This is a genomic window from Paraburkholderia sp. BR10872, from assembly GCF_040965835.1.
Classification (GTDB): domain Bacteria; phylum Pseudomonadota; class Gammaproteobacteria; order Burkholderiales; family Burkholderiaceae; genus Paraburkholderia; species Paraburkholderia nodosa_A.
Map to the genome: position 1 here is coordinate 57,749 of NZ_JBFRCN010000029.1, position 24,311 is coordinate 82,059.

The window sequence follows — 24,311 nt, forward strand, 5'->3', positions numbered from 1 at the left end:
GCGCTTTCCTGGGTTAGGTCAATCTTTGGGTCGATCTTGTCGGGCGGACCGTGCGTCGCGGCCCGCTCTGTCGCGCCGGCGACAGACTGTCATGCGCGGCCCTGCTACGGTAGCGCGAATCCTATCGACACACCAATAACCGTTCGGAGACACCGCCATGTTGCACCCCTACGAAGAAGGGCTCGCGCAACGCGAAGCCAATTATGTGCCGCTCACGCCGGTCGATTTCATCGCCCGCGCCGCCGAGGTCTATGGCGAGCGCCTGGCTGTGGTCCACGGCGACGTCCGCCGCAACTGGCGCGAAACCTATGCGCGCACGCGGCGACTCGCAAGCGCGCTCGGGCAGGCGGGCATCGGCCGCGGCGACACCGTGGCGGTGCTGCTGCCCAACATCCCCGCGATGGTCGAGGCGCACTTCGGCGTGCCCATGCTCGGCGCGGTGCTCAACACGCTCAACACGCGACTCGATGTCGCAACCATGCTGTTCATGCTGCGCCATGGCGAAGCGAAGGCGTTGATCGTCGATACCGAATTTGCGGCGCTCGCGCAGCGCGCGGCGCTCGAATTCCCCAACCTCAGGATCATCAGCGTGGCCGACATCGCGCCCGCGGACCCCGAGTACTTCCCGCGCGCCACCGACTACGAGGCGTTCCTCGAGCAAGGCGATCCCGAGTTCGCCTGGGAGCCGCCGCGCAACGAATGGGACGCCATTGCGCTGAACTACACGTCGGGCACGACGGGCGACCCCAAGGGCGTGGTCTATCACCATCGCGGCGCGTATCTCAACGCGGTGAGCAATATCCTCGAATGGGACATGCCCAAGCACGCCGTGTATCTCTGGACGCTGCCGCTCTTTCATTGCAACGGCTGGTGCTTTGCGTGGACCGTCGCCGCGCGCGCGGGCGTGAACGTGTGCCTGCGCAAGTTCGACGCGAAGCTCGTGTTCGACCTCATTCGCAGCGAGCGCGTCACGCACTATTGCGGCGCGCCCATCGTGCAGGGCGCGCTCGCCGACGCACCCGCAGAGTACCGCGAAGGCATCGCTCACACGGTGTGCACGATGGTGGCAGGCGCGCCGCCCGCGCCGGCCGTGATCGCGAAGATGAAGGCGATCGGCATCGAACTCACGCATGTCTATGGTCTGACCGAGGTGTACGGCCCCGCTGCCGTGTGCGCGGTGCAGGCGGGCTGGCAGACGCTGCCCGACGAGGAGCAGGCGCGCCTCGCCGCACGCCAGGGTGTGCGCTATCACCTCCAAAGCGGCGTCAGCGTGCGCAATGCGCAGACGATGGAGCCCGTACCCGCCGACGGCGAAACGCTCGGCGAGATCATGTTCCGCGGCAACATCTGCATGAAGGGCTATTTGAAGAACGAGCGCGCGACGGAAGAGGCGTTCCGCGGCGGCTGGTTCCATACGGGCGACCTCGGCGTGATGACGCCCGACGGCTACGTGCGCATTACCGACCGCAGCAAGGACATCATCATCTCCGGCGGCGAGAATATTTCGAGCATCGAGGTGGAAGACACGCTGTATCGCCATCCGGCCGTCGCGCTCGCCGCCGTCGTGGCGATGCCCGATCCGAAGTGGGGCGAAGTGCCTTGCGCGTTCGTCGAACTGCGGCCCGGCGCGAGCGCCACGGCCGAGGAAATCATCGCGCACTGCCGGCTCTTTCTCGCGCACTTCAAGGTGCCACGCGCCGTGCGATTCGGCGAACTGCCGCGCACGGCCACGGGCAAGATCCAAAAATATGAGTTGCGCGCGCAACTAGGTTCGCAAAGCGCGATCGACGTGGCTGGTGCAACACCCGCGCCGAAAACACCTCGGTAAGAACGACATCGGGGCCTGCTTGGCCGGTAGACGTGACGCATTCAGGCGGCCCGCGCGGCCTGAATGTAACGTCAGTTGACACCCCGACCCCCTGTGGCTCGGTCGCGATTGTCAGGTGCGTCGCTTAATCCTTTCTGCATCAAGGGCCAACTGTCAAAGCAGCCTTTCTCGCATGAAGAATCGTATGAAACGAAAGCTTACAAGTGGTCACGTTTTCCTCCGCTTCGGGCCGATAAGCTTTGAACCGTGGTCGCAACACAAAGGCATCCCGATGCCGCGTGACTGACGACGCAACCAACGAGGAGGTAACTCATGAACACGAAGAGCTGGAAGACCCCCGCCCGCGCCATCGCCGCAGCACTGCTCGCCGGCGGCGCATTGATGGGCGCATCGAGCGCCTTCGCTCAGTCCGCACCGTATGGGCTGCGTGCCGAATCGGCGCCGCAATACGGTCAACCGCACATGATGCCGGTGGACGCGCACGTCTCGATCGGCTGGCACGAGAACCGTTATTACGACGGCCACCGCTATTGGGAACACGACGAGTGGATGCACCATCACCCGCACGATCCGGGTCCCCCGCGCTACCGCGAGGACGACCATCGTCCGCCGCCCCCGCCGCGTTACTGATGCGCGTGATGCGCGCGTGATCCAGGGGCCGCCTTCTCTGGAGGCCCCTGAAGCGGCACACCGAGGCCGGTCTTCCCTCAAGGGAGACCGGCCTCGGCGCATTTCGGCGCCTTACTTCAGCACGCGTGTGCGAACGCATGGATATCGTTCGGCATGCGAAACAATGTGAGCACGATGCCCGCCACACGGCGTATCCGGGCTGCCGTGCCGCGCGCCGGCTGCGGCCGGAAAGGCAGATGTCAGTAATTGCAGGTAATGCGGAAGTGTTGCCGGCCGCACGGCGCGCGGGTAACGTTGATGGGCGTTTCGTTCCCCGGAGCGCACGGTGTATTCTCATTGCCCGGCCAGCGATGGCCGGGATTTTTTTGCGCGCGAATGAGAACACTAGCGCCCTTCGGGTGTCACGCGCACCAGGTTTTTTTTCCGATTGCGGCCGCAATTTTGCGGACGTAAGGTGGGATTGCCTCTTGAGAACAGGCGAGCCTTGTGACCCCCGGTCGTGACACAGTCCGACCGGGGATTTTTTTGGCTTCTGTGCTTTGGAGAATCGCGTCTGCCGGAACATGCAGCGGCGCCGCGAGAGAAGGAACGATGACGGATCACCGAATGAGGAGTTCGGCTTCGCTCCAGCCAGAGCTAGATCCGTCATGCCGTGCATTATCCGGGCTGAAGGCCGGGGCGTCACTAGCATCCGGCGCAAAGAACCATTACGCAAACTGGCAAGATATGGGGACGGACGTCGAAAGCCGGCCCATGAGCATCGGTTAACATGGGGGTTTCGCCAGCAGTGCCACCCCGCTTGTGCCAACTTTCACCCTCGCCCATCCCGTCACCGCGGCACTCGATGTCCGCAAGAGCCGCTTCATCGCGCACGCCATTCCCGTTGCCGACCGCGAAGCGGCCATGGCCGAAATCCGCCGTCTGCGCGACGAACACCCCACCGCCACGCACGTTTGCTGGGCGCTGCTCGCGGGCGGCCAGTCCGGCATGTCCGACGATGGCGAACCCTCCGGAACCGCCGGACGCCCGATCCTCGAAGTGCTGCGCCATCGCGACCTGGACGGCGTGCTCGCCGCCGTGGTGCGCTATTACGGCGGTGTGAAGCTCGGCGCGGGCGGCCTCGTGCGCGCCTATACCGACGCCATTGCCAGCGCCCTGCAGGGGGCCGAGCGCGTCGAGCGCATTGCGCAGGCGCGCCTCACCGTCGAACTCGGCTATCCCGACGAAACCCGCGTGCGCCACTGGATCGACCAGGAGCAGTTCACGCTCGTGCAAAGCCAGTACACCATGACGGTCCGCCTCACGATCCAGTTGCCCGCCACCGCCGTGGACGCCGCGCGCACCACGCTCACCGATCTCACGCAAGGCCGCTCGGGCTTCCCCGAGCCCGTCTGAGGCGGGCGGCTGGCTGCCGCCGCAATGCCGATCGCGCACTTTTCAAAATCTTTTCATTTCTTTCATAAAGTTTCATGAAAGCTTGCCGTAATGAAAGCATGGCCGCGCATTCGCGCGTTCCGTCGACTCGACGCACCAGAACGAACGGACTTCTTTCATGGCAAGCACGATCACGAACACCACGACCGCCAGCGCGAACAGCGCGCTGAGCGACGCCGCCCAGTCGATCATCAGCGGCGCGACCAACTCCGCACTTGACGTCAACCAGCTCGTCAAGGCGCTCGTCAACGCGAAGATCGCGGGGCCGAGCGCCATCCTCAGTGCGAAGCAGACCGCCAGCAACACGACGCTGTCGGCGCTCGGCACGCTGAAGTCGGCGCTCGCTTCGCTCCAGACCGCGCTCGAGCCGTTCAAGGACGGCGCCGCGCTGCAGCGCTTCACCGTCACGACGAGCGAGAAGGACAAGGGCTTGAGCGCGGTGGCCGGCAAGAACGCCGTGGCGAGCAGCTTCACGGTCGAAGTCGATCGCCTCGCGACAGCGCATAAGCTCGCCTCGGACAGCTTCGACACGGGCGAGACGCTCGGGGAAGGCAGCCTCGACATCGCGATGGGCGGCAAGTCCATGCATCTGACGATCGCTGCGGGCAGCAACAAGCTCACCGACGTCGTCGCGGCGATCAACCGGGCGAAGGACAACCCAGGCGTCACGGCGTCGATCGTCAACGGCGCCGACGGCCAGCACCTCGTGCTGACCGCGAACAAGACCGGAGCGGCCAACGCGATCGACGTGCAGGCGGGCGCGGGCGTCGACACGCGGCTCGCTTCCTCGCAGATGCGCGAAGTCGAGGCAGCCGGCGACGCCGAGCTGCGCATCGACGGCACGCGCGTCACGAGCGCGAGCAACACCCTCGAGGGCGTGGTGAGCGACATCACGATCAAGCTTGCAAGCGCCTCGGTGGGCACGAAGCAAACGCTCACCGTCGCTCCCGACACCGAAGCGACGGGCACATCCATCCGCGACTTCGTGAAGGCGTACAACAGTTACGTCGATGCCCTGAACGGGCTGACCTCCTATACGGCCGCAACCGGTTCGACGAGCGCGCAAGCAGGCGCGCTGCTCGGCGACTCGATCGCGCGCACCCTCGCGGCGAGTCTGCCGGCGCTCGTTTCGGCGGGCGTGAAGGGCAGCGACGGCGTGACCCATTCGCTGGGCGAGATCGGCATCAAGCTCGACAAGAGCGGGAAGCTCGAGATCGACGACGAGACGTTCAAGAAGGCGCTGCAACCGGGCAACAGCGCGATTGCGGCGCTGTTCGGCAGCGGCGGCCTGACCACGAAGCTCAACAGCGCCATTACGCCTTACGTGCAGTCGAGCGGCATCATCGAGCGACGCAGCACGGCCATCAACAAGGAGCTCGACGACATCAAAAAGCAGTCGTCGATGCTCGATGTGCGCGCAACCCAGCTCACTGCGAAATTCAACCGCCAGTTCACCGCGCTCAATAACCTCATGTCGATCATGAACAACAACCAGCAATATCTGACACAGCTCTTTGGCGGTGCAAACAGCGCGGGCGCCCTCGCGACGAATCACAAATAAGGCTTGAATGCGCGGTGATCGACGCTAGCAAACGTCGACGGCAGACGAAAAAAAGGCCGCCGAGTGAATCGGCGGCCAACAGGGGACGTGAAGAACAACCGCGAATCGAACTATCGAATCGACCCGACCGCTCCATCATGGCGAGCCAAAATTAAGACAAACTTAAACGCGCGCAAAAAACGATCGGGAATTCCGGCGCGTGAGCGCGCAGGCAATGGAAAGAACGCGTAATAATGGGCTGGCTATACTTGATCTGGTCCGCGCCGCGCAGTCATTCGCGCCCGCATGACCGTCTTCTACCCAACCCGGAAGAGCCGCCATGTTTGATCGACTGCATCGGTTTATGGAAGGCGCAGGTCCCGAGCGGCGCCATCGCGTCTGGAGCAAGGTGCGCATTTTCGTGGCCGCAATGGGCACGCTCGGCTCTGCCGCTGGCATCGCCATCGCAGTGGTCGGGCTCATCAACTTCGACCACCAGAAGGTGATTGCCGGCGTGGCCGTCATCATCGTCTGCACGGCGATCTACGTGTCGATCCTCGTGCGCGACCGCAATCGCGCCGACTAACGCACGCCGCCCGGGCGTCGCTGCCTCACTGCAGGTTCCGGCCGTCGCGCGTGACATGCACGGCGGTCGCGCCCACGTAGTCGGCGCGAATGCTGTCGCCCACCTTGATCGATTCGAGCGGCACGTCCGGCGGCGCCACCACCACGACCGTGCGGTTCGGTCCGCGCAGCGCTACCTTGCGGCTCTTGCGGTCGATCTTCTCCACCGTCGCGATCACCTGCACGCTACGCGCCGTCGCCGTCATGCCACCGGAAGCGGGCGTGGTCGCGACCGTATCGACGCGCGAGCGGATGCCCCTCGTAGCCAGCTTTTCGGCACGCAGCAGCAACGCCTCCTTGTAGAGGATGTTCACATGATCGCCGGGCTTGAGCTTGCTCACATCGCCGACTGCGGGATCGACGGCGACCGTCACCAGGTTGCGGCGCGCGCCACGCAGCGTGACCGAGTTGGTGGCCGCGTCGATGCTCACGACGGTCGCCGTGGTCTGCACCTCGCCGATCTGCAGCGCGGCGTTGGGCGCACTCCCGGACGCGGCATCGGACGCCGTCTGCGCAAACAGCGGTACATGCGGCGACACGCCGAGGGCAAGCACGAGTATGGCGCCGAGCAGCGGCGCGGACGAATGGTAGCGCGTGGACATGAAGCCTCCTTGTGTGGATCGTGAATGGCAAGAGAGCGGCATGGCGCCGCTCGCACGCATCAAGCGCTGTTCATGCAGGCTTCTTCGGCCGCACAGCGCAGGTAATGGGCATACACACGCTCACGTTCCTCGTTGGCGAGCTGGCGCTTTTCGGCAAGCCGCAGCATGCGGTGCCGGTCCGCGCCGAGCGTTTCGTAATAGCGCTCGGTATGCAAGCGCTTGAAGCGCGTATAGAAGTCCGGGCCGGGCAGGCCCGAATCGGTCGAGAGCAGCGAGGCATAGTCGGCCTCGTGCGGCGCGCACAACGCGGCCGCGGCCGCCTCGAGCTTTTCGTAACGCACCCGCAACGGCACGTCGCCCGCGAACAGGGCATGAAACGCACCGTACGGCACGAGCGAGCGCCGGCTCGCAGCGCGGCGCAACAAACGACCTACCTTTTCGTCGAGTTCTTGGTTCATCCGCAGCGGCCAGAAAGCGGGCCGCCGCCCAGGCCGCGCGTCGTTTGACGAAACGCACGGACGCATTTGGCGGCCCGAGGGATTCAGGGACCCGTTTCGCCACGCGATACGCTGCGCGGCGAATCCGGCATTCTGCATTCGTTCATTCGAATCCAATCTGCATTGCAATCGATTCGAAATGTTTGCGAAAACCATTCTGCACAAAAAAGCGAAATCACTCCCTGAAATTGCCCCATAGCCGTCATCACCCGCGCTGGACCATGCCATTGTTTGCCGCGCACCTCAAAAACGCTAACAAACATCTAAAGGTGCGATCGTCGCTATTAATTCATTTTGGATAAAACCGTTTCAACTCAATATATGCTGAATACCGATTTAGTCATACAAAACAAGGAAAAGTGTTGCTTTCCAATGTTTGAGCAATTAAGTCAGGTTAACTGGCTGCAATGGGAGCAAACTTCGCATTGCGGAGTCCGTGCGAAATGGCGGCACCCATTGTTGACACACGCGAGTCGGTTGTTTTTTCCATTAGTTCAGGATTATCCACAAGTCAAGCAGACTATTTTTCCGCTAGCTATACACATTCCCTACAAAAACAATTATTAATATCCGCTGCGGAACACCGAGGCGTTTCGCAACAAGCGCCCTTCACCGGGCGTCGATTTCGCCGTCCGTCATGACCCCCGCGTCACCGCACCGGCGCCGGGTCCATGGCAAGCGACAAGACCCGCTTGCAGGAAGGGTTACAGGAGCGGCACATCCGCAATGCCGCGTGTCCGGAATCTTTCGTCGACGAGTGAACACATGCTTACCCGAACCGAGAACCTGCCGAGCGTCGCGAGAAGAATGGCCGCCGGCCAGATGTTGATGGAAGGCGCGACCGTGAATAGCGTCGCCGACTCACTCCACCTTTCCGCCCAGACGGTGAGGCGATACAAGTCCATCGTCGAGGACGGCGGCCTTGCAGCGCTCCAGCAGATGAGCGTGGGCGGCCGGCCTTCAGTGCTCGATCAGGCCGCGCTAGGCTGGATCGCGAGCGCCCTGCACGGCTCCGCGCGAGAGCACGGCTTTGCGAGCGATGCGTGGACCAACAGCCGCGTGCGCGAGCTGATCGGCCGCCAGTTTGGCGTGCACTATTCGCGCGTCTATACCTGGCAGATCGTCTCGAACCTCGGCCTCGGCCACCGGCTGTCGAAGTCCGCGCGCTGAACGGCATGGCGGGCGTCGCGCGCCGCACGAAAGCCGGCGCGCCTCAGCCTCGCGTTGCGGGTGCATCGCGGCCTCGGCTTCCGGCTTCGGAATCCACCAGCGGCTGTGCCCCATCGCCCGTGCATTGCTGCGACCGGACCTGATTGCGGCCCGCTTCCTTGGCCTCGTAGAGCAGGCGGTCGGCGGCGGCCAGCAGCTTCGCGCCGCTGCCGCCCTCCGGCGGATTGCAGCTCGCGCACCCCGCGCTCACCGTCACGCACCCATGGTGCGTACCACTCAGCGTGAGATTGTCCGACTCGATGCGTTTGCGGATCTTTTCCGCCATGCGCGTCGCGGCGTCGAGCGCCGTGCCCGGCAGCACCACCGCGAACTCTTCGCCGCCAAAGCGTGCGGCGAGATCGGTTGCGCGCCGCGATCCTGCAGCGATGCGCCCGGCCACGAACACCAGCACCTCGTCGCCGGCGGCGTGCCCGTAGGTGTCGTTGAAGAGCTTGAAGTGGTCGATGTCGAAAAACAGCACGGAAAGCGGCGTGCGTTCGCGCACCGCGTGATGCCATTCCTCCGCGAGACGGCTGTCGAGCGCGCGGCGGTTCGCAAGACCCGTGAGCGGGTCGGTCACCGCGAGACGCACGAGCTTGCCCTCGGCCACCACCTTGTCGCGCAGCGCGAAGGCGAGCATCCACGACACCGCGACCCACGCGCCGCCGAACACCGTCGTCATCACGAGGGCGATATAGCTGCGCCGCCGCCAGCCGGCGAGCACGTCCCCCACGGCGGGCGCCACGACGACGATGAACGGCGAGTTGCCTACATGCGCAAAGGTGTAGATGCGCTCGACCCCGTCGATTGCCGAGTGCGACGTGTAGGTGCCGGCGTCGCGACGCGAAAAGAACGCGAAATTCGGCAGGTCCGCGTAGCTCCAGCCGGCGCCGCGCATCGAGGGCGGCTTGCTCGCGAGCAACGTGCCGTCGCGCATCAGAATGAAGAGATGGCCGCCGGGGCCCAGGTCGATGTGCTCGAGCAGTTGCTCGAGATAGTCGAGGCGCACACCGAGCAGCGCGACGCCCGCGAACGAGCCGTCGGGCGCGTTGATGCGGCGCGTGAGGCCGATCGTGAGCGCGCCGCCGCGCAGGCGGGAATGGAACGGCTTCGAAAAGAACAGGCCCGCATGCGGGTCGCGCTGTTGCGCGATGAAGTAATCGCGGTCGGCGAACGAAATGCCGGCGGGTGAAACGTCGAAGGCGTTGCTGTGCGAGGCTATCACATGGCCCTTGGCGTCGATCACATAGGCGCCGCCCAGCCTCGACGCCGCCGTCGCCCGGTCGAACAGCACGCGCTGGCGCAGCGCCTCGGGCATGCTCCAGGTCTGCGGCTGCTGCGCCGCCTGGACCACGGCCTGTAGCGACAGGTCGTAGATCTCGACGTTGCGCGCAATGTCGTTGCTGATGAGCTGCACGAGGTTGCGCGAATTCTCCTGCGCGTGGCGCAACTCCTCGGCACGGCCCTCGTAGAGCGCCGCGTAGGTGAGGATCGCCATCACCGTCGCGACGAGCGTGCCGGAAAGCCCCGCGAAGAAGGGATAGTTGCCGATCAGGCGCGTCGCCGCCTTCGCCCGCCCGTGGGCCCAGCGGTGCACCAGAAGACGCAGCGAAAGAACCCGTTTTGGCATCTGCGCAATCCTCTTGCTGACTGCTGACGGCGCGATTCGAAGGAGCGCCGGTCTGTCGGGCATGCATCGGGCATGGCTGGCACGAATCCGTCATCAAACGGACACCTGGGCAGTTCACGATCGGAGGCGAAACCTTTGCCCACTCCCTCCCCCAGGAGCCCGCCTGCCATGCCAGAATTTTCCCTGTCACCGCAACCGGGCACCGCCCCCGCACGCGGGCGCAACGCCAGCCTGCTCGCCTTCCTCGTCGTCATCGCCGCAGGCGCCGTGTACGTGGGGATGCATCTCGCCGACGACCTCTCGCCGGTGCGCGAAAGCTCGGCGATGCCCTGGATCCTGCTCGGCATCGCGCTCCTGATCGCGCTCGGCTTCGAGTTCGTGAACGGCTTCCACGATACCGCGAATGCGGTCGCAACCGTCATCTATACGCACTCGCTTTCGCCCAATATCGCCGTGATGTGGTCGGGCGCGTGGAATTTCCTCGGCGTGCTCACCTCCACCGGCGCGGTGGCCTTCGGCATCCTGCAACTGCTGCCTGTGGAGCTGATCCTGCAGGTGGGCAGCAGCGCGGGCTTCGCCATGGTGTTCGCTTTGCTCATTGCCGCGATCATCTGGAACCTGGGCACGTGGTACTTCGGCCTGCCTTCGTCGAGCTCACATACGCTGATCGGCTCGATCATCGGCGTGGGCCTCATGAACCAGCTCATGCACGGCGCGAATGGCACGAGCGGCGTGGACTGGAGCCAGGCGCTCGGCGTGGGCAAGTCGCTGCTGTTTTCGCCGATCGTCGGCTTTTTGCTGGCCGGCCTGCTGCTGCTCATCCTCAAGGCCGTCGTGCGCGTGCCCGAGCTCTACGCGGAGCCGAAGGGCAAGGAGCCGCCGCCGTTCTGGATCCGCGCGCTGCTGATCCTCACGTGCACGGGCGTGTCGTTCGCGCACGGCTCCAACGACGGCCAGAAGGGCATGGGCCTCATCATGCTGATCCTGATCGGCACGGTGCCCACGGCCTACGCGCTGAACCGCGCCGTCACGGCCGAACAGACGCAGACTTTCATCGCCGTCGCGCACGACGCCACGCGCGCGCTCGAGCGCTATACGAACGGCGTGGCCGCGCCCGCCGATCCGCGCGCCGAAGTGGAACGCTTCATCGGCCGCCGCGCCCTGTCGAGCACGACGGTGCCCGCGCTTGCCGCGCTGTCGAACCAGGTGACCGAACAGGTGCGCGGTTACGGCTCGCTCGCGGCAGTGCCGCAATCGGTCGTCGATAACGTGCGCAACAACATGTACGTGATTTCCGAGGCGATCCGCCTGCTCGACAAACAGAAGGCGGTGCCCTTCTCGGCCGACGACCTGAAGTCCATCAACAACTTCCGCAGCCAGATCGACCACGCGACGAAATTCATCCCGACATGGGTGAAGGTGGCCGTGGCGATCGCGCTGGGGCTCGGCACGATGGTGGGCTGGAAGCGCATCGTGGTGACGGTGGGCGAGCGCATCGGCAAACAGCACCTGACCTACGGCCAGGGCGGCTGCGCGGAGGTCGTGGCGATGGTGACGATCGGCGCGGCGGACGTGTACGGTCTGCCGGTCTCGACCACGCACGTGCTCTCCTCGGGCGTGGCGGGCACGATGGCCGCGAACGGCTCGGGCCTGCAATGGAATACGGTGCGCAGCCTCGTGATGGCATGGGTGCTCACGCTGCCCGCTTCGATCGTGCTGGCTGGCGCGCTCTATTGGGTGTTCAAGCACGTGTTCTGAGTACGAAAGGCCAGAGAAAAGCCGCGCTCCCTGCGAGGGGAGCGCGGCTTTTTGTTGCGTCGTGCGCCTTCGTTCAGACGATCGAGATTTTCAGCGTCTTGCCGCACGCTGTTACTGCGCCAGGGGCATCCCAAAATCGTCGCGCTTGCCCTCGATCAGATCGAAAGCGGCCAACCCCTCAATAAATTTCCGGAATGATCATGTCCTGCGGCACCGGCTGGCGAATGTAATCCGGATGATGCACGCGCGCCGGCAGCGTGACCTGCGGGTGCTCGATCTCGTGATACGGCACCTGGCTCAGCAAGTGGTGAATACAGTTCAGGCGCGCGCGCTTCTTGTCCACGCCCTGCACGACCCACCACGGCGCCTCGGGAATGTGCGAGCGCTGCAGCATCACTTCCTTCACGTGCGTGTAGGCCTCCCAGCGGCGGCGGCTTTCGAGGTCCATCGGCGAGAGCTTCCACTGCTTGAGCGGATCGTCGATGCGGCTCTGGAAGCGCACTTCCTGCTCGTCGTCGGTGATCGAGAACCAGTACTTGACGATCTGGATGCCACTCCTCACGAGCATCTTTTCGAACTCGGGCACGGAGCGAAAGAACTCTTCGTATTCGTCGTCGGTGCAGAAGTTCATCACGCGTTCCACGCCTGCGCGGTTGTACCAGCTGCGATCGAACAGCACCATCTCGCCGCCCGCGGGCAGATGCTGCGCGTAGCGCTGGAAATACCATTGCGTGCGCTCGCGGTTGTTCGGCGCAGGCAGCGCCGCCACGCGGCACATGCGCGGGTTCAGCCGCTGCGTGATGCGCTTGATGACACCGCCCTTGCCCGCCGCGTCGCGTCCCTCGAAGATCACGACGAGCCGGTGCCCCGTGCTCACGATCCAGTCCTGCATCTTCACGAGTTCGCCCTGCAGGCGGATCAGCTCGCGGAAATAGACGCGGCGCAGCGCACGCGCCTCGTCGCTGATCTGCAGACCGCTTTCCTGCAGCCGGTCGTCGACCTCCATCTCGAGCTCTTCGTCATAGGCGTCGATGAGCTCTTCATCCAGACGCCGACGACGATGCAGTTCGGCCTCCTGCTCTTGCGCATCCCGTTGTTCGGCATCCATCGTGCGGTCCAGTTCATTCATGGCGACTCTCTCCTTGGTCGATATGCTGTCAACTCGCGCCACTATCGGCGCAGCGAGTGTCACGAATATTTCAAATGCATTGCGGCGGCTCAGGTAAGCGGCCTGGCGAAGCTCAGCTCGTGGCCGTCCGGATCGACGAGATGGAAATAGCGCTCGCCCCATGGCGCGTCGCGCGGTGCGAATTCGGGCTTCGCGCCCGCGGCCAGTGCATGGGCGTAGAACGCGTCCACGTCAGCGACGTGGAGGACCACGCGGCCCCAGCCGTTCACGGCGCCGTGCGGTCCCTCCAGCAGGTTCAGATAGCAAACGCCGGCCGCGCCGCCCAGTTCGAACGACGCGAAGCCCGGCACCGCCGGCCCGTCTCTCCGCTCGAAGCCGAGTGCCTCGTAAAAGGGCACCGACCGCGCGATGTCGCTGACGGTCAGCGTCACGGCGCTCAACGCTACGATTTGCGCGGCGCGTTCGTTCATCTGCTCCTCCTGCTCATGCGGCCAGGGACTGCCTGCGGCCCGGAATGAGGCCCGTCGGCCCGATCAGCCGACTTTAGCAGCGTTCGCGCGCCCGGCACGGCCCACTGGCGTTTTCTCTGTGCCGCCCGCCACCTTGCGCGCGGCTTTGCGCGCCGGCTTGGCCGCCTGCGCAGCCGCTGGCGCGGCGCGCGGCGCATCGTCACTGGTTGGACCAATTTCCTGCCAGCCGATCTCCTCTCCCACCCGCGTGCGCACGAAGTCGATGTGCGTCTGCATCGCCGTGCGCGCCTCCTCGGGACGCCGCGCAACGATCGCGTCGCACAGCGTGCGGTGCTGCAGCAGCAACTGGTCCGGCGCGTCTTCGTTCTGCACGCGCAGCCCCGTGCCGTTGATCGTGATGTGCTCGCGCAGCACGCCCAGCACGCTCGTGTGCAAGTGCAGAAACATCGCGTTGTGCGAGGCCTGCGCGATCACTTCGTGCAGCTTCGCATCGGTATCGGCTTCGGCGGCTTTGTCGTCCACTTCGCGCGTGCGCTCCAGTTCCTGCATGAGCGCGCGAATACGCTCGAGATCCTCGTCGCTCGCGCGCAGCGCCGCAAAATACGCCGTCGCGCCTTCCAGCACGCGGCGAAATTCGAGGATGTCTTCACGCAAGGCCGGATGATCGGCCACGAGCTGCCCCCACGGTGAAGCAAAGCCCGTGCGCAACTGGTCAGTGACGAATACGCCCGCGCCCGGCCGGCTCTGCACGAGGCCGCGCGCGGCCAGGCGCTGGATCGCCTCGCGCACGGTGTTGCGCGCCACGCCGTATTCCATCGCGAGCACGCGCTCGGAAGGCAGCTTCGCTCCCGCGCGCCAGGTGCCGTCGAGCAGCGACGTCTCCATCTGACGCATCACGGTCTCCACGCGCCCGCGCGCGACTGCCCTGTCCCTCATTGTCATACCCGAATCTCGTTTTATCTTGTGGCAAGTGGTCCAACCAGTTTGAACCGTTCGCCCGAAGCGGGAATTATGCGCCCAAACCAGCGCTCGTCCTCAACCCGCCCGGCCTCGGGTCCGCGGGGAAGGAGCACGAAAGCGCGCCAAGACACCGAGCGAGACATGAAGCCACGGCAATACCCCACCGAGCGCCCCACCGACGTCTATCTGTTCGCCACCTGCCTCGTCGACCTGTTCGTGCCGCAAGCCGGCCTCGACGCGGTGAAGCTGCTCGAACGCGAAGGCCTCACGGTCCATTTCCCGCGCAGCCAGAGCTGTTGCGGCCAGCCTGCATACAGCAGCGGCAACCCGCGCCAGGCGCGCGAGGTCGCGCTCGCGCAACTCGGACTCTTCGAAAAACCCTGGCCCGTAATCGTCCCTTCGGGTTCGTGCGCGGGCATGATGCGCCACCACTGGCCCGCGTTGTTCGACGGCGACGCCTCCAACGCCGCGCGCGCCGAGGGACTCTCGGAGCGCGTGTACGAACTCACCGAATTCCTCGTGCGCGTGCTGAACGTCGACTTCGACGCGTATGGCGCACAGGGTGCCGTCCGCCAGCCCGACGAGCGCGTCGTACTGCACACCTCGTGCGGCGCGCGGCGCGAGATGGGCACGCGCGTGCACGGCGTCGAAGTCGTCGATGCGCTGCCGGGCGTCACTCGCATCGAGCACGAACGCGAATCGGAATGCTGCGGCTTCGGCGGCACGTTCTCGCTCAAGCACCCGGACATCTCCGGCGCGATGGTCGCCGACAAGATCGCCTCCGCCTGCGCCACGGGCTGCGAGCGCCTGGTTTCCGCCGACTGCGGCTGCCTGCTCAACATCGGCCACGCGGCAGCGCACAAGGGCGCGCCGCTCGCCGTGGAGCACCTCGCCTCGTTCCTCTGGCGCCGCACGGGCGGGGAGGCCGCATGAACGTCGATACGATGAGCGCGCGTGCGCGCATGCTGCAACGCCTGCGTGGCCATGCCCCTGCAGCACCCTCCACCACGCTCGAAGCGCTCGACGCGCGCATCGACGCGCATTTCACCGGGCGCCGGGCGCTCGCCCCGCTTGCCTTGAACGAACGCATCGCCCAGTTCCAGCGCATGCTCGAAGCCGCGCACGCAGAAGTGATCTGCGCGAGCGCCGCAACGTGGGCCGCCGATCTCGCCGACCGCCTCGCGGCGGCGGGCGTGCGCAGCCTGCTGCTCGACACCGCCTGCGCCGAAGGCCAGGCGCTCGAGGCGGCACTCCCGTCCGTTGTGCAGGCGCGCAGTTACGCGCAGCCGATCGAGCAGTGGAAGGCCGAACTCTTCGACACCGTCGACGCGGGCTTCACTGTCGCGCGCTCGGGTCTCGCGGCGACGGGCACGCTCGTGGTCGTCCCCGACGCGAACGCGCCGCGCACGGTCTCGCTCGTACCGCCGCTGCACGTCGCGCTGATCCACGCGCGTACGCTGCACGCCGACCTGCACGCCGCCGTGGCGGCGGAGCGCTGGCGTGACGGCATGCCCACCAATCTCGTGATGATCTCGGGTCCTTCGAAGACCTCGGATATCCAGCAGACCACCGCCTATGGCGCGCATGGTCCCCGCGCTCTATGGGTCGTCCTCGTGACCGATGAGGATCGCGCAACGGGCACGCAGCACGGAGCCGCCGAATGAGCACGACCACGCAGAACTCTCAGGAAAACACGCTCCATTTCGTCCCGACTGCGGAATTCCGCCAGCGCGCGCGCACGGCGCTCGACGACCCGCAACTGCGCAAGAGCTTTCGCGGCGCGATGGACTTCCTGCAAGGCAAGCGCGCCGCGCAGTTCCCCGAGGCGGACGAACTCGAAGCCCTGCGCGACCTCGGCGAAGCCGTGCGCCAGCATGCGCTCGCGCGCCTGCCCGAACTCCTCGAGCAACTGGAAACGAAGCTGCGCGCGAACGGCATTCAGGTGCATTGGGCCGAGACCGCCGACGAGGCGAACCGCATCGTCCACGCCATCGCGCAGCGTCACGCGGCGACACGCGTGATCAAGGGCAAGTCGATGGCGAGCGAGGAAATCGAGCTCAACCATTACCTCGCCGAGCACGGCGTCGACTGCATCGAGTCGGACATGGGCGAGTACATCGTGCAGCTCGCGGGCGAGAAACCCTCGCACATCGTGATGCCCGCCATCCACAAGACGAAGGGGGATATCGGGCACTTGTTCGAAGCGCACATTCCCGATACGCCCTTTACGGAAGACGTGGACACGCTCATTCAAACGGGCCGCCGCGCGCTGCGCCGCGCCTTCGTGGATGCGCAGATCGGCCTCTCCGGCGTGAACTTCGCCGCCGCCGACACGGGCACGCTCTGGCTCGTGGAAAACGAAGGCAACGGCCGCCTTTCCACCACGGTGCCCGACGTGCATATCGCGATCATGGGCATGGAAAAGGTGGTGGCAAAGCTCGAGCACATCGTGCCGCTTTCGAGCCTGCTCACGCGCTCGGCCACGGGCCAGCCCATCACGACGTATTTCAACCTGATCAGCAGCCCGCGCCGCGAAGGCGAGAAAGACGGCCCGCGCGAGGTGCATCTCGTCCTGCTCGACAACGGCCGCAGCCAGGCCTACGCCGACGAGCAATTGCGCGCCACGCTGCAATGCATCCGCTGCGGCGCGTGCATGAACCACTGCCCGGTGTACACGCGCATCGGCGGGCATGCGTACGGCACGACCTACCCTGGGCCGATCGGCAAGATTATTTCGCCGCATCTGCTCGGGCTCGACGCGACAGCGGAGCTGCCCACCGCGTCGAGCCTGTGCGGCGCATGCGGCGAAGTCTGCCCGGTGCGCATTCCGATTCCGCAGCTGCTCGTGCGCCTTCGCACCGAGGCGAACCGCGACCCCGAGGAGAGCGTTGCGCATCCGTTGCGCGGCCAGGGCGCGAATCACAGCAGGAGCGAGCAGTTCATCTGGCGCTTCTGGAGCGGCGCGTTCGCGCATCCGCGCGCCTACCGGGCGCTACGCTGGGCCGTGACGCGTCTACGCGGCCTCGCGCCCTCGCAGCAAATGGGCTGGACGCAGCATCGCACACCGCTCAAGCCCGCGCCGCGCAGCCTGCACGACCTGCTGCGCGAACGCGATCAGCCGCAATAGCGCTCATGTCGTCAGGCCTGCGAAATAACGCTCATAGCAAGCCTGACGAGATCACATAAATTTTCTACCCGCATCATCGGAGGAGACCGTAGTGCAACCCTGGTACCAGATCTACACACCGCTCGGCAGTCTGTGGCTGTCCGCCCTCGTGGCCGCCATTCCCATTCTGTTCTTCTTCGTCGCACTCGCCGGCCTGCGCATGAAGGGCCATGTCGCCGCGGCGATCACCCTGCTGCTCGCGCTCGCCGTGGCGATCTTCGAATACGGCATGCCCGTGCGCCAGGCGCTCATTTCCGCGGGCTTCGGCTTTGCCTACGGCATCTGGCCGATCGCGTGGATCATCGTCACGGCGGTGTTCCTCTACAAGATTGTCGTGAAGACGGGACAGTTCGAGATCATCCGCGCCTCGGTGCTCTCGATCACCGACGACCAGCGCCTGCAGCTGCTGCTGATCGGCTTCTCGTTCGGCGCGTTCCTCGAAGGTGCGGCAGGCTTCGGCGCGCCGGTGGCGATCACCTCGGCGCTGCTCGTCGGCCTCGGCTTCGAGCCGCTCTACGCCGCGGGCCTGTGCCTCATCGCCAATACCGCTCCGGTCGCGTTCGGCGCGATGGGGATTCCCATCATCGTCGCGGGCCAGGTGACGGGCATCGATCCGTTCCTGATCGGCGCAATGGCGGGCCGCCAGTTGCCGCTGCTCTCGCTCTTCGTGCCGTTCTGGCTCGTCTTCATCATGGACGGCAAGCGCGGCGTGAAGGAAACGTGGCCCGCCGCGCTCGTGGCCGGCGGCAGCTTCGCTGTTACGCAGTACTTCACGTCGAACCACATCGGGCCCGAGTTGCCGGACATCACTTCGGCGCTCGTGAGCCTCGTCGCGCTCGCCGCGTTCCTCAACGTGTGGCAACCGCGCCGGGCAACGCAAGGCACGAGCGTGAAGGTGAGCGGCGGCGCCGCTTCGCTGGGCGGTTTCGGCGGCGGCGGTTCGCGTGCGGCGGCTTCGAGCCGCAAGGCGTCGCCGTACAGCATCGCGCAGACCGTGCGCGCGTGGTCGCCGTTCATTCTGCTCACGGTCATCGTGACCGTGTGGAGCGTCAAGCCGTTCAAGGCGCTCTTCGCAGCGAAAGGTCCGCTCGCGGGCACGATTCTGAGCCTGCACGTACCGGGCCTCGATCAGCTCGTGGTGCGCATGGCGCCGATCGTCGCGTCGCCCAAGCCGTACGAAGCCGTGTTCAAGCTCGACTGGCTCTCGGCCGTAGGCACCGCGATCATGATCACCGCGATCCTCTCCGCGATCCTGCTGCGCATGAGGCCGCGCGCCGCCGTGGCCGCGTTCTTCGAGACCCTCGGCGAACTGCGCCGCCCCGTGCTGTCCATCGGTCTCGTGCTCGCCTTCGCGTTCGTCGCGAACTACTCGGGCATGTCGTCCACGCTGGCGCTCGCGCTTGCGGGCACGGGCGCAGCCTTCCCGTTCTTCTCGCCGTTCCTTGGCTGGCTCGGCGTGTTCCTCACGGGCTCCGATACGTCGTCGAACGCGCTGTTCTGCTCGCTGCAGCACACCACGGCGCACCAGATCAACGTGTCGGATACCCTGCTCGTCGCGGCCAACACCTCGGGCGGCGTGAGCGGCAAGATGATTTCGCCGCAGTCGATCGCGGTGGCCTGTGCGGCAACCGGCCTCGTCGGCAAGGAGTCGTCGCTGTTTCGCTTCACCGTGCGTCATAGCCTGTTCTTCGCGGCTGTCGTGGGCGTGGTGACGCTGATTCAGGCCTATGTACTGACCGGCATGATTCCGCAGTGATGGCGGAGTTGGCGGTGCAACGCGCCGTAACAAAGTGATGAGGGCCGTCGCCCGCGCGCGCGGGCGACGGACGTGCCCGTGAAGATCGTCGACGAGCCCCGAGGCCGGAGGACCTGACGCACGGTTATTTCCTGTGGCACGCCGTGGCCGCCTCGATGCCACATGAATGAACTCCGTCCCCGTTTGCGGCTATGATCGTGAACTGCGGCGCGGCGACTCGGCGCCCGGTCGGACCCACGGGGAGTGTCGAATGGCAATGGGGTGGCTCGTCGTATTACCGTTCGTCGCCGCAGCGCTCGTCGCGTTCGCGGGGCCGCTCGCCGGACGCTGGGCGTCCCCCTGCGGCACGTGGATCGCATTCGCGGCCGCGCTCTTCGGCCTGGGACTGCTGGGCAGCGAACGTGTAGGCATGGCCACCCATGGCGTACTGCACTGGCAGGCCGACTGGATCCCGCAGCTCGGCCTCTCGTTCGCTCTGCGCCTGGACGGTCTTTCGTTCATGTTTGCGCTGCTCGTGCTCGCAATCGGCCTGCTCGTTTTTATCTACGCACGCTACTACCTCGCGGGCAGCGAGTCGCTGCCGCGCCTTTACGCGCTGCTGCTGCTCTTCATGGGCGCGATGCTCGGCGTGGTGCTGTCGGACAACCTGCTGCTGCTCGTGATCTTCTGGGAACTCACGAGCATCGTGTCGTTCCTGCTGATCGGCTTCTGGCCGTCGCGCCCCGAAGCGCGGCGCGGCGCGCGCATGGCGCTCACCATCACGGGCGCGGGCGGTCTCGCGCTGCTGGCCGCCGTGCTGCTGCTTGGCCATGTCTGCGGCAGCTACGACCTCGATGTGGTGCTCGCGCATGCGGGTCTCGTACAGCGCAATCCGCTGTATCCCGCAATTCTCCTGCTCGTGCTTTTCGCGGCCTGCACGAAGTCGGCGCAGTTCCCGTTCCACTTCTGGCTGCCGCATGCGATGTCGGCACCCACGCCCGTTTCCGCATACCTGCATTCGGCGACCATGGTCAAGGCGGGCATCTTCCTCATCGCGCGCTTTTACCCCGTGCTCGAAGGCACCGACTGGTTCTTCTACGTGACGAGCCTGATCGGCCTCGTCACGCTCACGGGCGGTGCGGCCATGGCGCTCGTGCAGCGCGATCTCAAGGGACTGCTCGCGTATTCCACCATCAGCCATCTCGGGCTCATCGTGCTGCTGTTCGGCCTCGACACGCAGCTCTCCACCGTCGCCGCGCTCTTTCACACCTTCAATCACGCGGTGTTCAAGGCTTCGCTCTTCATGGCGGCGGGCATCATCGACCATGAGACGGGCACGCGCGACCTGGGCCGCCTGCGTGGCTTGCGCCGCTTCATGCCGCATACCGCCGCGCTAGCCGCCGTGGCATCGCTCGCCATGGCGGGCGTGCCGCTGCTCAACGGCTTCCTCTCGAAGGAGATGTTCTTCGGCGAAACGCTCGCACAAGGACTCCTCGGCGACTTCAACTGGATCATCCCCGCGCTCGCCGTCATCGCGGCGGGGCTCTCGGTCGCGTATTCGCTGCGCTTCGTGTGGGGCGTGTTCTTCGACGGAGAAACCCCGCACGACCTTCCGCACTACCCGCCGCACGAACCGCCGCGTTTCATGAAGCTGCCCGTCGAGATTCTCGTCGTCATCTGTCTGCTCGTGGGCCTCGTGCCGCAGCAGACCATCGGCAGGATGCTCGAGTCCGCGGCATGGTTCGCGCTGGGCGGCAGCGTGCCCACGTACAGCCTGAGCTTGTGGCATGGCATCAATCTGCCGCTCCTGATGAGCTGCGTGTCGTTCGTGGGCGGCGCGCTGCTGTTCTTCTATCGCCGCGACGCGTTCCGCCATCATCGTTCGGTGCTCTCCGAAATGAACGCGAGCGAAGGCTTCGACCGCTTCGTGCAGCAGCTCGAAAAAGCCGCGGGCGTCGTGGTCGATCTCTTCGAAACGCGCTCGCTGCCGGCGTATCTCGCGTGGATGATCGCGGCGATGCTGATCGTGCCGGGCTCGGCGCTCCTCGCGCTTACCTCGCTGGACGGCGCATACCGCTCGGCGCCGCTCGATGCGATGACGCTCGTCGGCCTCGTGCTGATGGCGTTGATGGCGGTAGGCGTCGTGCTCGTGCGCGCCAATACGCTCTATGCGCTCGTGATGCTGAGCACCTGCGGGTTGCTCGTCACGCTCGCGTTCGTGCGTTTTTCCGCGCCAGACCTCGCGCTCACGCAAATTTCAGTGGAAGTGGTCACGGTGCTGCTTCTCGTGCTCGCCATCTACTTTTTGCCTGTCGTGCAGCGCGCGCAGGAGCCTCGAGCCGCACGTACCCGCAACGCGGTGCTCGCACTCGCGGGCGGCGCGCTGATCGGCGCCGTGGCGTATGCCGTGATGACGCGCGCCCCCATCGGTGGCGTCGGCCAGTTCTTTCTCGCGAACGCGCTGCCGGGCAGCGGCGGCCACAACGTCGTGAACGTGATCCTCGTGGATTTCCGCGGCTTCGACACGATGGTCGAGATCAGCGTGCTGGTGGTGGCAGGGCTCGCCGTCAAGGCGCTGCTGCGCGGCCTGCGCCTGAAATCGCCCGATACGGGCCCGGGCGGCCTGCCGTGGTCGTCGCAGTCGCATCCGCTGCTGCTCGCCATTCTCGCGCGCCTCATGCTGCCGCTCACCCTGCTCGTTGCCGTGTTCATCTTTCTGCGTGGCCACAATCTGCCAGGCGGCGGCTTCATCGCCTCGCTCGTGATCTCCATTGCGCTGCTGCTGCAATACGTGGCGAGCGGCGTGCTGTGGACCGAGTCGCGCATCCGCATCAACTACCGCGGGCTCGCGGGCCTCGGCATTCTCGTCGCGGCCGCGACGGGCGTAGGCGCGATCGTGCTCGGCCACCCGTTCCTCACCAGCGCGTTCGGCCATCTGCACGTGCCGCTGATCGGCGAAATCGAACTAAGTACGGCCATGCTGTTCGACCTCGGCGTGCTCGGCGCCGTGGTCGGCACGACGCTCACGATCGTCTCGCACCTCGGCGTGCGCGACAAGGACATGCAATCCGTGGAGAAAAGCTGATGGAAGCCGCCTTCGCCATTACGCTCGGCGTGCTCTGCGCGAGCGGCCTCTACCTGCTGCTGTGCGCGCGCGTGCTGCCGGTGATCCTCGGCATTACGCTGTTCTCGTATGCGATCAACCTGTTCCTGCTCGGCATGGGCCGGCTCTCCACCGGCAAGCCCCCCGTGATCACGCCGGGGGCACAGTATGCGGACCCGGTGCCGCAGGCACTCGTGCTCACCGCGATCGTGATCGGCTTCGCCATGACGGCCTTCACGGTCGTGCTCGCGCTGCGCGCGCTCGCGATCGACGGCACCGACCACGTGGACGGCGACAACCCGCAGCGCAGCCGCCTGGAGATGCGCAGCGAATGAATCACGCTCTCATCCTTCCCATCCTGATTCCGCTGTTCGCGGCCGGCGCGATCGTCGCGCTGCCGCTGCGCGCGAAGCGCCTGCAGCGTGCGATCAACGTGATTGCCACGCTCGCGCTGCTGCCCATCGCGGTGACGCTCGCCGAATTCGCTTCGCAAGGGCAGGTTGCGAGCTATGCGCTCGGCGCGTGGCCCGCGCCGTTCGGCATCGTGTTGCAGATCGACCGGCTCGGCGCACTCATGCTCGTGCTGACCGCGCTGCTCGCGTGTTGCTGCCTGCTCGGCACCACGAGCGCCGATGTCCGGCGCGGGCGCTACTATCGCGCGCTCGTGCAGTTCGAGCTGATGGGCCTGAACGGCGCGTTTCTCGCCGGCGATCTCTTCAACCTGTTCGTCTTCTTCGAGCTGCTGCTGATCGCCTCCTACGCGCTGCTGCTGCATGGCGGCGGCCGCCGCCGCGTGCGCAACGGACTGCACTACATGCTGTTGAACCTCGTGGGCTCGTCGTTCTTCCTGATCGCACTGGGCGTGCTGTACGGCCTCACGGGCACGCTCAACATGGCCGATGCGGGCGAGCGGCTCGCGCACCTGGACCCCGCGTCGCTGCCCCTCGCGCAGTTCGCGGGCGCGACGCTCATGCTCGTATTCGGCCTGAAGGCCGCCGTCTTCCCCATGTCGTTCTGGTTGCCACAGGCGTATCGAAGCGCAATCGGGCCCGTGGCCGCGCTGTTCGCGATCATGACCAAGGTGGGCATCTACGCGATGCTTCGCTGCGACGCGCTCGTGTTCGGCGCGGCGGGCGGCGTACTCGACGCGTTCCTGCATCAATGGGCGTGGTGGCTCGCCATTGCGACGATCGTCTATGGCGCGCTCGGCGCGCTCGCGGTATCGAGCCTCAAGACCACGACCGGTTTTCTCGTGCTGGTCTCGGTCGGCCTGCTGATTGCGGCTGTCACGCTGCAGACCGTGCTCGCCTGGAGCGCGCTGCTGTACTACCTCATCAGCACGACGCTATGCACGGGAGCGCTGTTCATGCTCGCCGATACCCTGGAGTCGGAACCAGGCGAGCCGGCGACCGTGGCCGCTGCAGCCGAAACACGCGAGCCCGCCTCGCTGGAATCGCTCGACGACGCCTCCGCGCCCGCCATCACACCCGAAGCGGACAGCGAGCCGATCGCAACGGCTCCCAAGGCAACGGCCCCTGAAAAAGCCCCCAAGCCCTGGCCTTCGAACCTCGCCGGTGTGCTCTATCTCGCGGCAGCCGTTGGCGCCGTCGGCCTGCCGCCGCTCTCGGGCTTTCTCGGCAAGGCCATGGTGCTCGCCGCCACGCCGCTTGCGCAGGCCGTCGTGCTCTGGCCCGCCGTGCTGGTCGCGGGGCTGCTGTCGATCGTCGCGCTCAGCCGTACAGGCACACGCCTGTTGTGGGCGATACCCGCTGCACGCGCCTACGACGGCGCACCCGCCACCGCGCCGCGCGGCAGCCGCGCAAAGCTCGCCGCGTGTGCGCTGCTGCTCGCGGGCGTGGTGGCGGCAACGGTGTTTGCCGGCCCCCTCAAGCAGTATCTCGACGCCGCCGCCGCGCAGTTGCTCGACCGCACAGCCTACGTTCACGCGATCCTGCCCGCGCAGGCCGCGCAAACGTCACAGGGCGCAGGAAGCTGA

The 24,311-nt window shown here is 65.9% G+C and carries 19 protein-coding genes and 1 pseudogene; 14 read left to right on the top strand and 6 right to left on the bottom strand.

Annotated elements, in window-relative coordinates:
- The first annotated feature begins 157 nt into the window (after positions 1-157).
- The 5 genes from AB4Y43_RS22265 to AB4Y43_RS22285 all read left to right on the top strand — a co-directional run bounded on the left by AB4Y43_RS22265 (position 158) and on the right by AB4Y43_RS22285 (position 6,018).
- A complete protein-coding gene (locus tag AB4Y43_RS22265; protein ID WP_069261773.1) occupies positions 158-1,828 on the top strand; it encodes an acyl-CoA synthetase in 1,671 nt (556 codons plus the stop codon).
- 312 nt (positions 1,829-2,140) lie between these two features.
- Entirely contained in the window at positions 2,141-2,458 is a 318-nt protein-coding gene (locus AB4Y43_RS22270; protein WP_368728798.1) for a hypothetical protein, read from the top strand.
- A gap of 801 nt (positions 2,459-3,259) precedes the next feature.
- On the top strand, positions 3,260-3,853 hold the full coding sequence (locus AB4Y43_RS22275) for a YigZ family protein (RefSeq protein ID WP_368728799.1): 594 nt from the start codon (positions 3,260-3,262) through the stop codon (positions 3,851-3,853).
- Between the two features lie 157 nt (positions 3,854-4,010).
- Complete coding sequence (gene fliD, locus AB4Y43_RS22280) at positions 4,011-5,453, top strand: flagellar filament capping protein FliD (protein WP_368728800.1); 1,443 nt, start codon at positions 4,011-4,013, stop codon at positions 5,451-5,453.
- A gap of 319 nt (positions 5,454-5,772) precedes the next feature.
- A complete protein-coding gene (locus tag AB4Y43_RS22285) occupies positions 5,773-6,018 on the top strand; it encodes a DUF2964 family protein (RefSeq protein ID WP_245623541.1) in 246 nt (81 codons plus the stop codon).
- Positions 6,019-6,043: 25 nt separating this feature from the next.
- On the opposite strand, the gene AB4Y43_RS22290 is transcribed toward AB4Y43_RS22285, so the two are convergent.
- Positions 6,044-6,658, bottom strand: a complete 615-nt coding sequence (locus AB4Y43_RS22290) for a hypothetical protein (RefSeq protein ID WP_368728801.1) — start codon at positions 6,656-6,658, stop codon at positions 6,044-6,046.
- Between the two features lie 59 nt (positions 6,659-6,717).
- Positions 6,718-7,116 carry a hypothetical protein gene (locus tag AB4Y43_RS22295; protein ID WP_069261888.1) on the bottom strand — a complete coding sequence of 133 codons (399 nt, stop codon included), beginning with the start codon at positions 7,114-7,116 and terminating at the stop codon, positions 6,718-6,720.
- Between the two features lie 804 nt (positions 7,117-7,920).
- Here AB4Y43_RS22295 and AB4Y43_RS22300 point away from each other — a divergent pair.
- On the top strand, positions 7,921-8,325 hold the full coding sequence (locus AB4Y43_RS22300) for a helix-turn-helix domain-containing protein (protein ID WP_028202557.1): 405 nt from the start codon (positions 7,921-7,923) through the stop codon (positions 8,323-8,325).
- A gap of 43 nt (positions 8,326-8,368) precedes the next feature.
- Here the strand turns inward: AB4Y43_RS22300 and AB4Y43_RS22305 are convergent, their stop codons facing one another.
- The gene (locus AB4Y43_RS22305; RefSeq protein WP_368605726.1) at positions 8,369-9,994 is read right to left on the bottom strand and encodes a diguanylate cyclase; all 1,626 of its coding nucleotides are present in this window, start codon (positions 9,992-9,994) and stop codon (positions 8,369-8,371) included.
- A 168-nt stretch (positions 9,995-10,162) separates the two neighbouring features.
- Here AB4Y43_RS22305 and AB4Y43_RS22310 point away from each other — a divergent pair, with 168 nt between their 5' ends.
- Positions 10,163-11,752 carry an inorganic phosphate transporter gene (locus tag AB4Y43_RS22310; protein WP_069261766.1) on the top strand — a complete coding sequence of 530 codons (1,590 nt, stop codon included), beginning with the start codon at positions 10,163-10,165 and terminating at the stop codon, positions 11,750-11,752.
- A gap of 178 nt (positions 11,753-11,930) precedes the next feature.
- On the opposite strand, the gene ppk2 is transcribed toward AB4Y43_RS22310, so the two are convergent.
- From ppk2 to AB4Y43_RS22325, 3 genes and pseudogenes are all read right to left on the bottom strand, one after another.
- Complete coding sequence (gene ppk2, locus AB4Y43_RS22315; protein ID WP_256094475.1) at positions 11,931-12,860, bottom strand: polyphosphate kinase 2; 930 nt, start codon at positions 12,858-12,860, stop codon at positions 11,931-11,933.
- A 110-nt stretch (positions 12,861-12,970) separates the two neighbouring features.
- Positions 12,971-13,351 carry a VOC family protein gene (locus AB4Y43_RS22320; RefSeq protein WP_069261764.1) on the bottom strand — a complete coding sequence of 127 codons (381 nt, stop codon included), beginning with the start codon at positions 13,349-13,351 and terminating at the stop codon, positions 12,971-12,973.
- Between the two features lie 240 nt (positions 13,352-13,591).
- Positions 13,592-14,245: pseudogene (locus AB4Y43_RS22325) on the bottom strand (FadR/GntR family transcriptional regulator); the annotation flags it as partial.
- A gap of 207 nt (positions 14,246-14,452) precedes the next feature.
- Here AB4Y43_RS22325 and AB4Y43_RS22330 point away from each other — a divergent pair.
- The 7 genes from AB4Y43_RS22330 (at position 14,453) to AB4Y43_RS22360 (ending at position 24,311) form a co-directional block, all read left to right on the top strand.
- Positions 14,453-15,244 carry a (Fe-S)-binding protein gene (locus AB4Y43_RS22330; protein WP_368682550.1) on the top strand — a complete coding sequence of 264 codons (792 nt, stop codon included), beginning with the start codon at positions 14,453-14,455 and terminating at the stop codon, positions 15,242-15,244.
- An 11-nt stretch (positions 15,245-15,255) separates the two neighbouring features.
- Positions 15,256-15,975, top strand: a complete 720-nt coding sequence (locus tag AB4Y43_RS22335) for a lactate utilization protein C (protein WP_368728815.1) — start codon at positions 15,256-15,258, stop codon at positions 15,973-15,975.
- Positions 15,972-17,438 (top strand): LutB/LldF family L-lactate oxidation iron-sulfur protein, encoded by a 1,467-nt coding sequence (locus AB4Y43_RS22340; RefSeq protein WP_368605730.1) that lies wholly within the window; start codon positions 15,972-15,974, stop codon positions 17,436-17,438. The genes AB4Y43_RS22335 and AB4Y43_RS22340 overlap by 4 nt, the downstream gene beginning before the upstream one ends.
- 91 nt (positions 17,439-17,529) lie before the next feature.
- The gene (locus AB4Y43_RS22345; RefSeq protein WP_368728802.1) at positions 17,530-19,233 is read left to right on the top strand and encodes a lactate permease LctP family transporter; all 1,704 of its coding nucleotides are present in this window, start codon (positions 17,530-17,532) and stop codon (positions 19,231-19,233) included.
- Positions 19,234-19,483: 250 nt separating this feature from the next.
- On the top strand, positions 19,484-22,297 hold the full coding sequence (locus tag AB4Y43_RS22350) for a monovalent cation/H+ antiporter subunit A (RefSeq protein ID WP_368728803.1): 2,814 nt from the start codon (positions 19,484-19,486) through the stop codon (positions 22,295-22,297).
- On the top strand, positions 22,297-22,650 hold the full coding sequence (locus AB4Y43_RS22355) for a Na+/H+ antiporter subunit C (protein WP_342946704.1): 354 nt from the start codon (positions 22,297-22,299) through the stop codon (positions 22,648-22,650). The genes AB4Y43_RS22350 and AB4Y43_RS22355 overlap by 1 nt, the downstream gene beginning before the upstream one ends.
- Positions 22,647-24,311, top strand: coding sequence for a monovalent cation/H+ antiporter subunit D (locus tag AB4Y43_RS22360; RefSeq protein WP_368728804.1), 1,665 nt, complete (start codon positions 22,647-22,649; stop codon positions 24,309-24,311). Before AB4Y43_RS22355 ends, AB4Y43_RS22360 begins: the two co-directional genes overlap by 4 nt.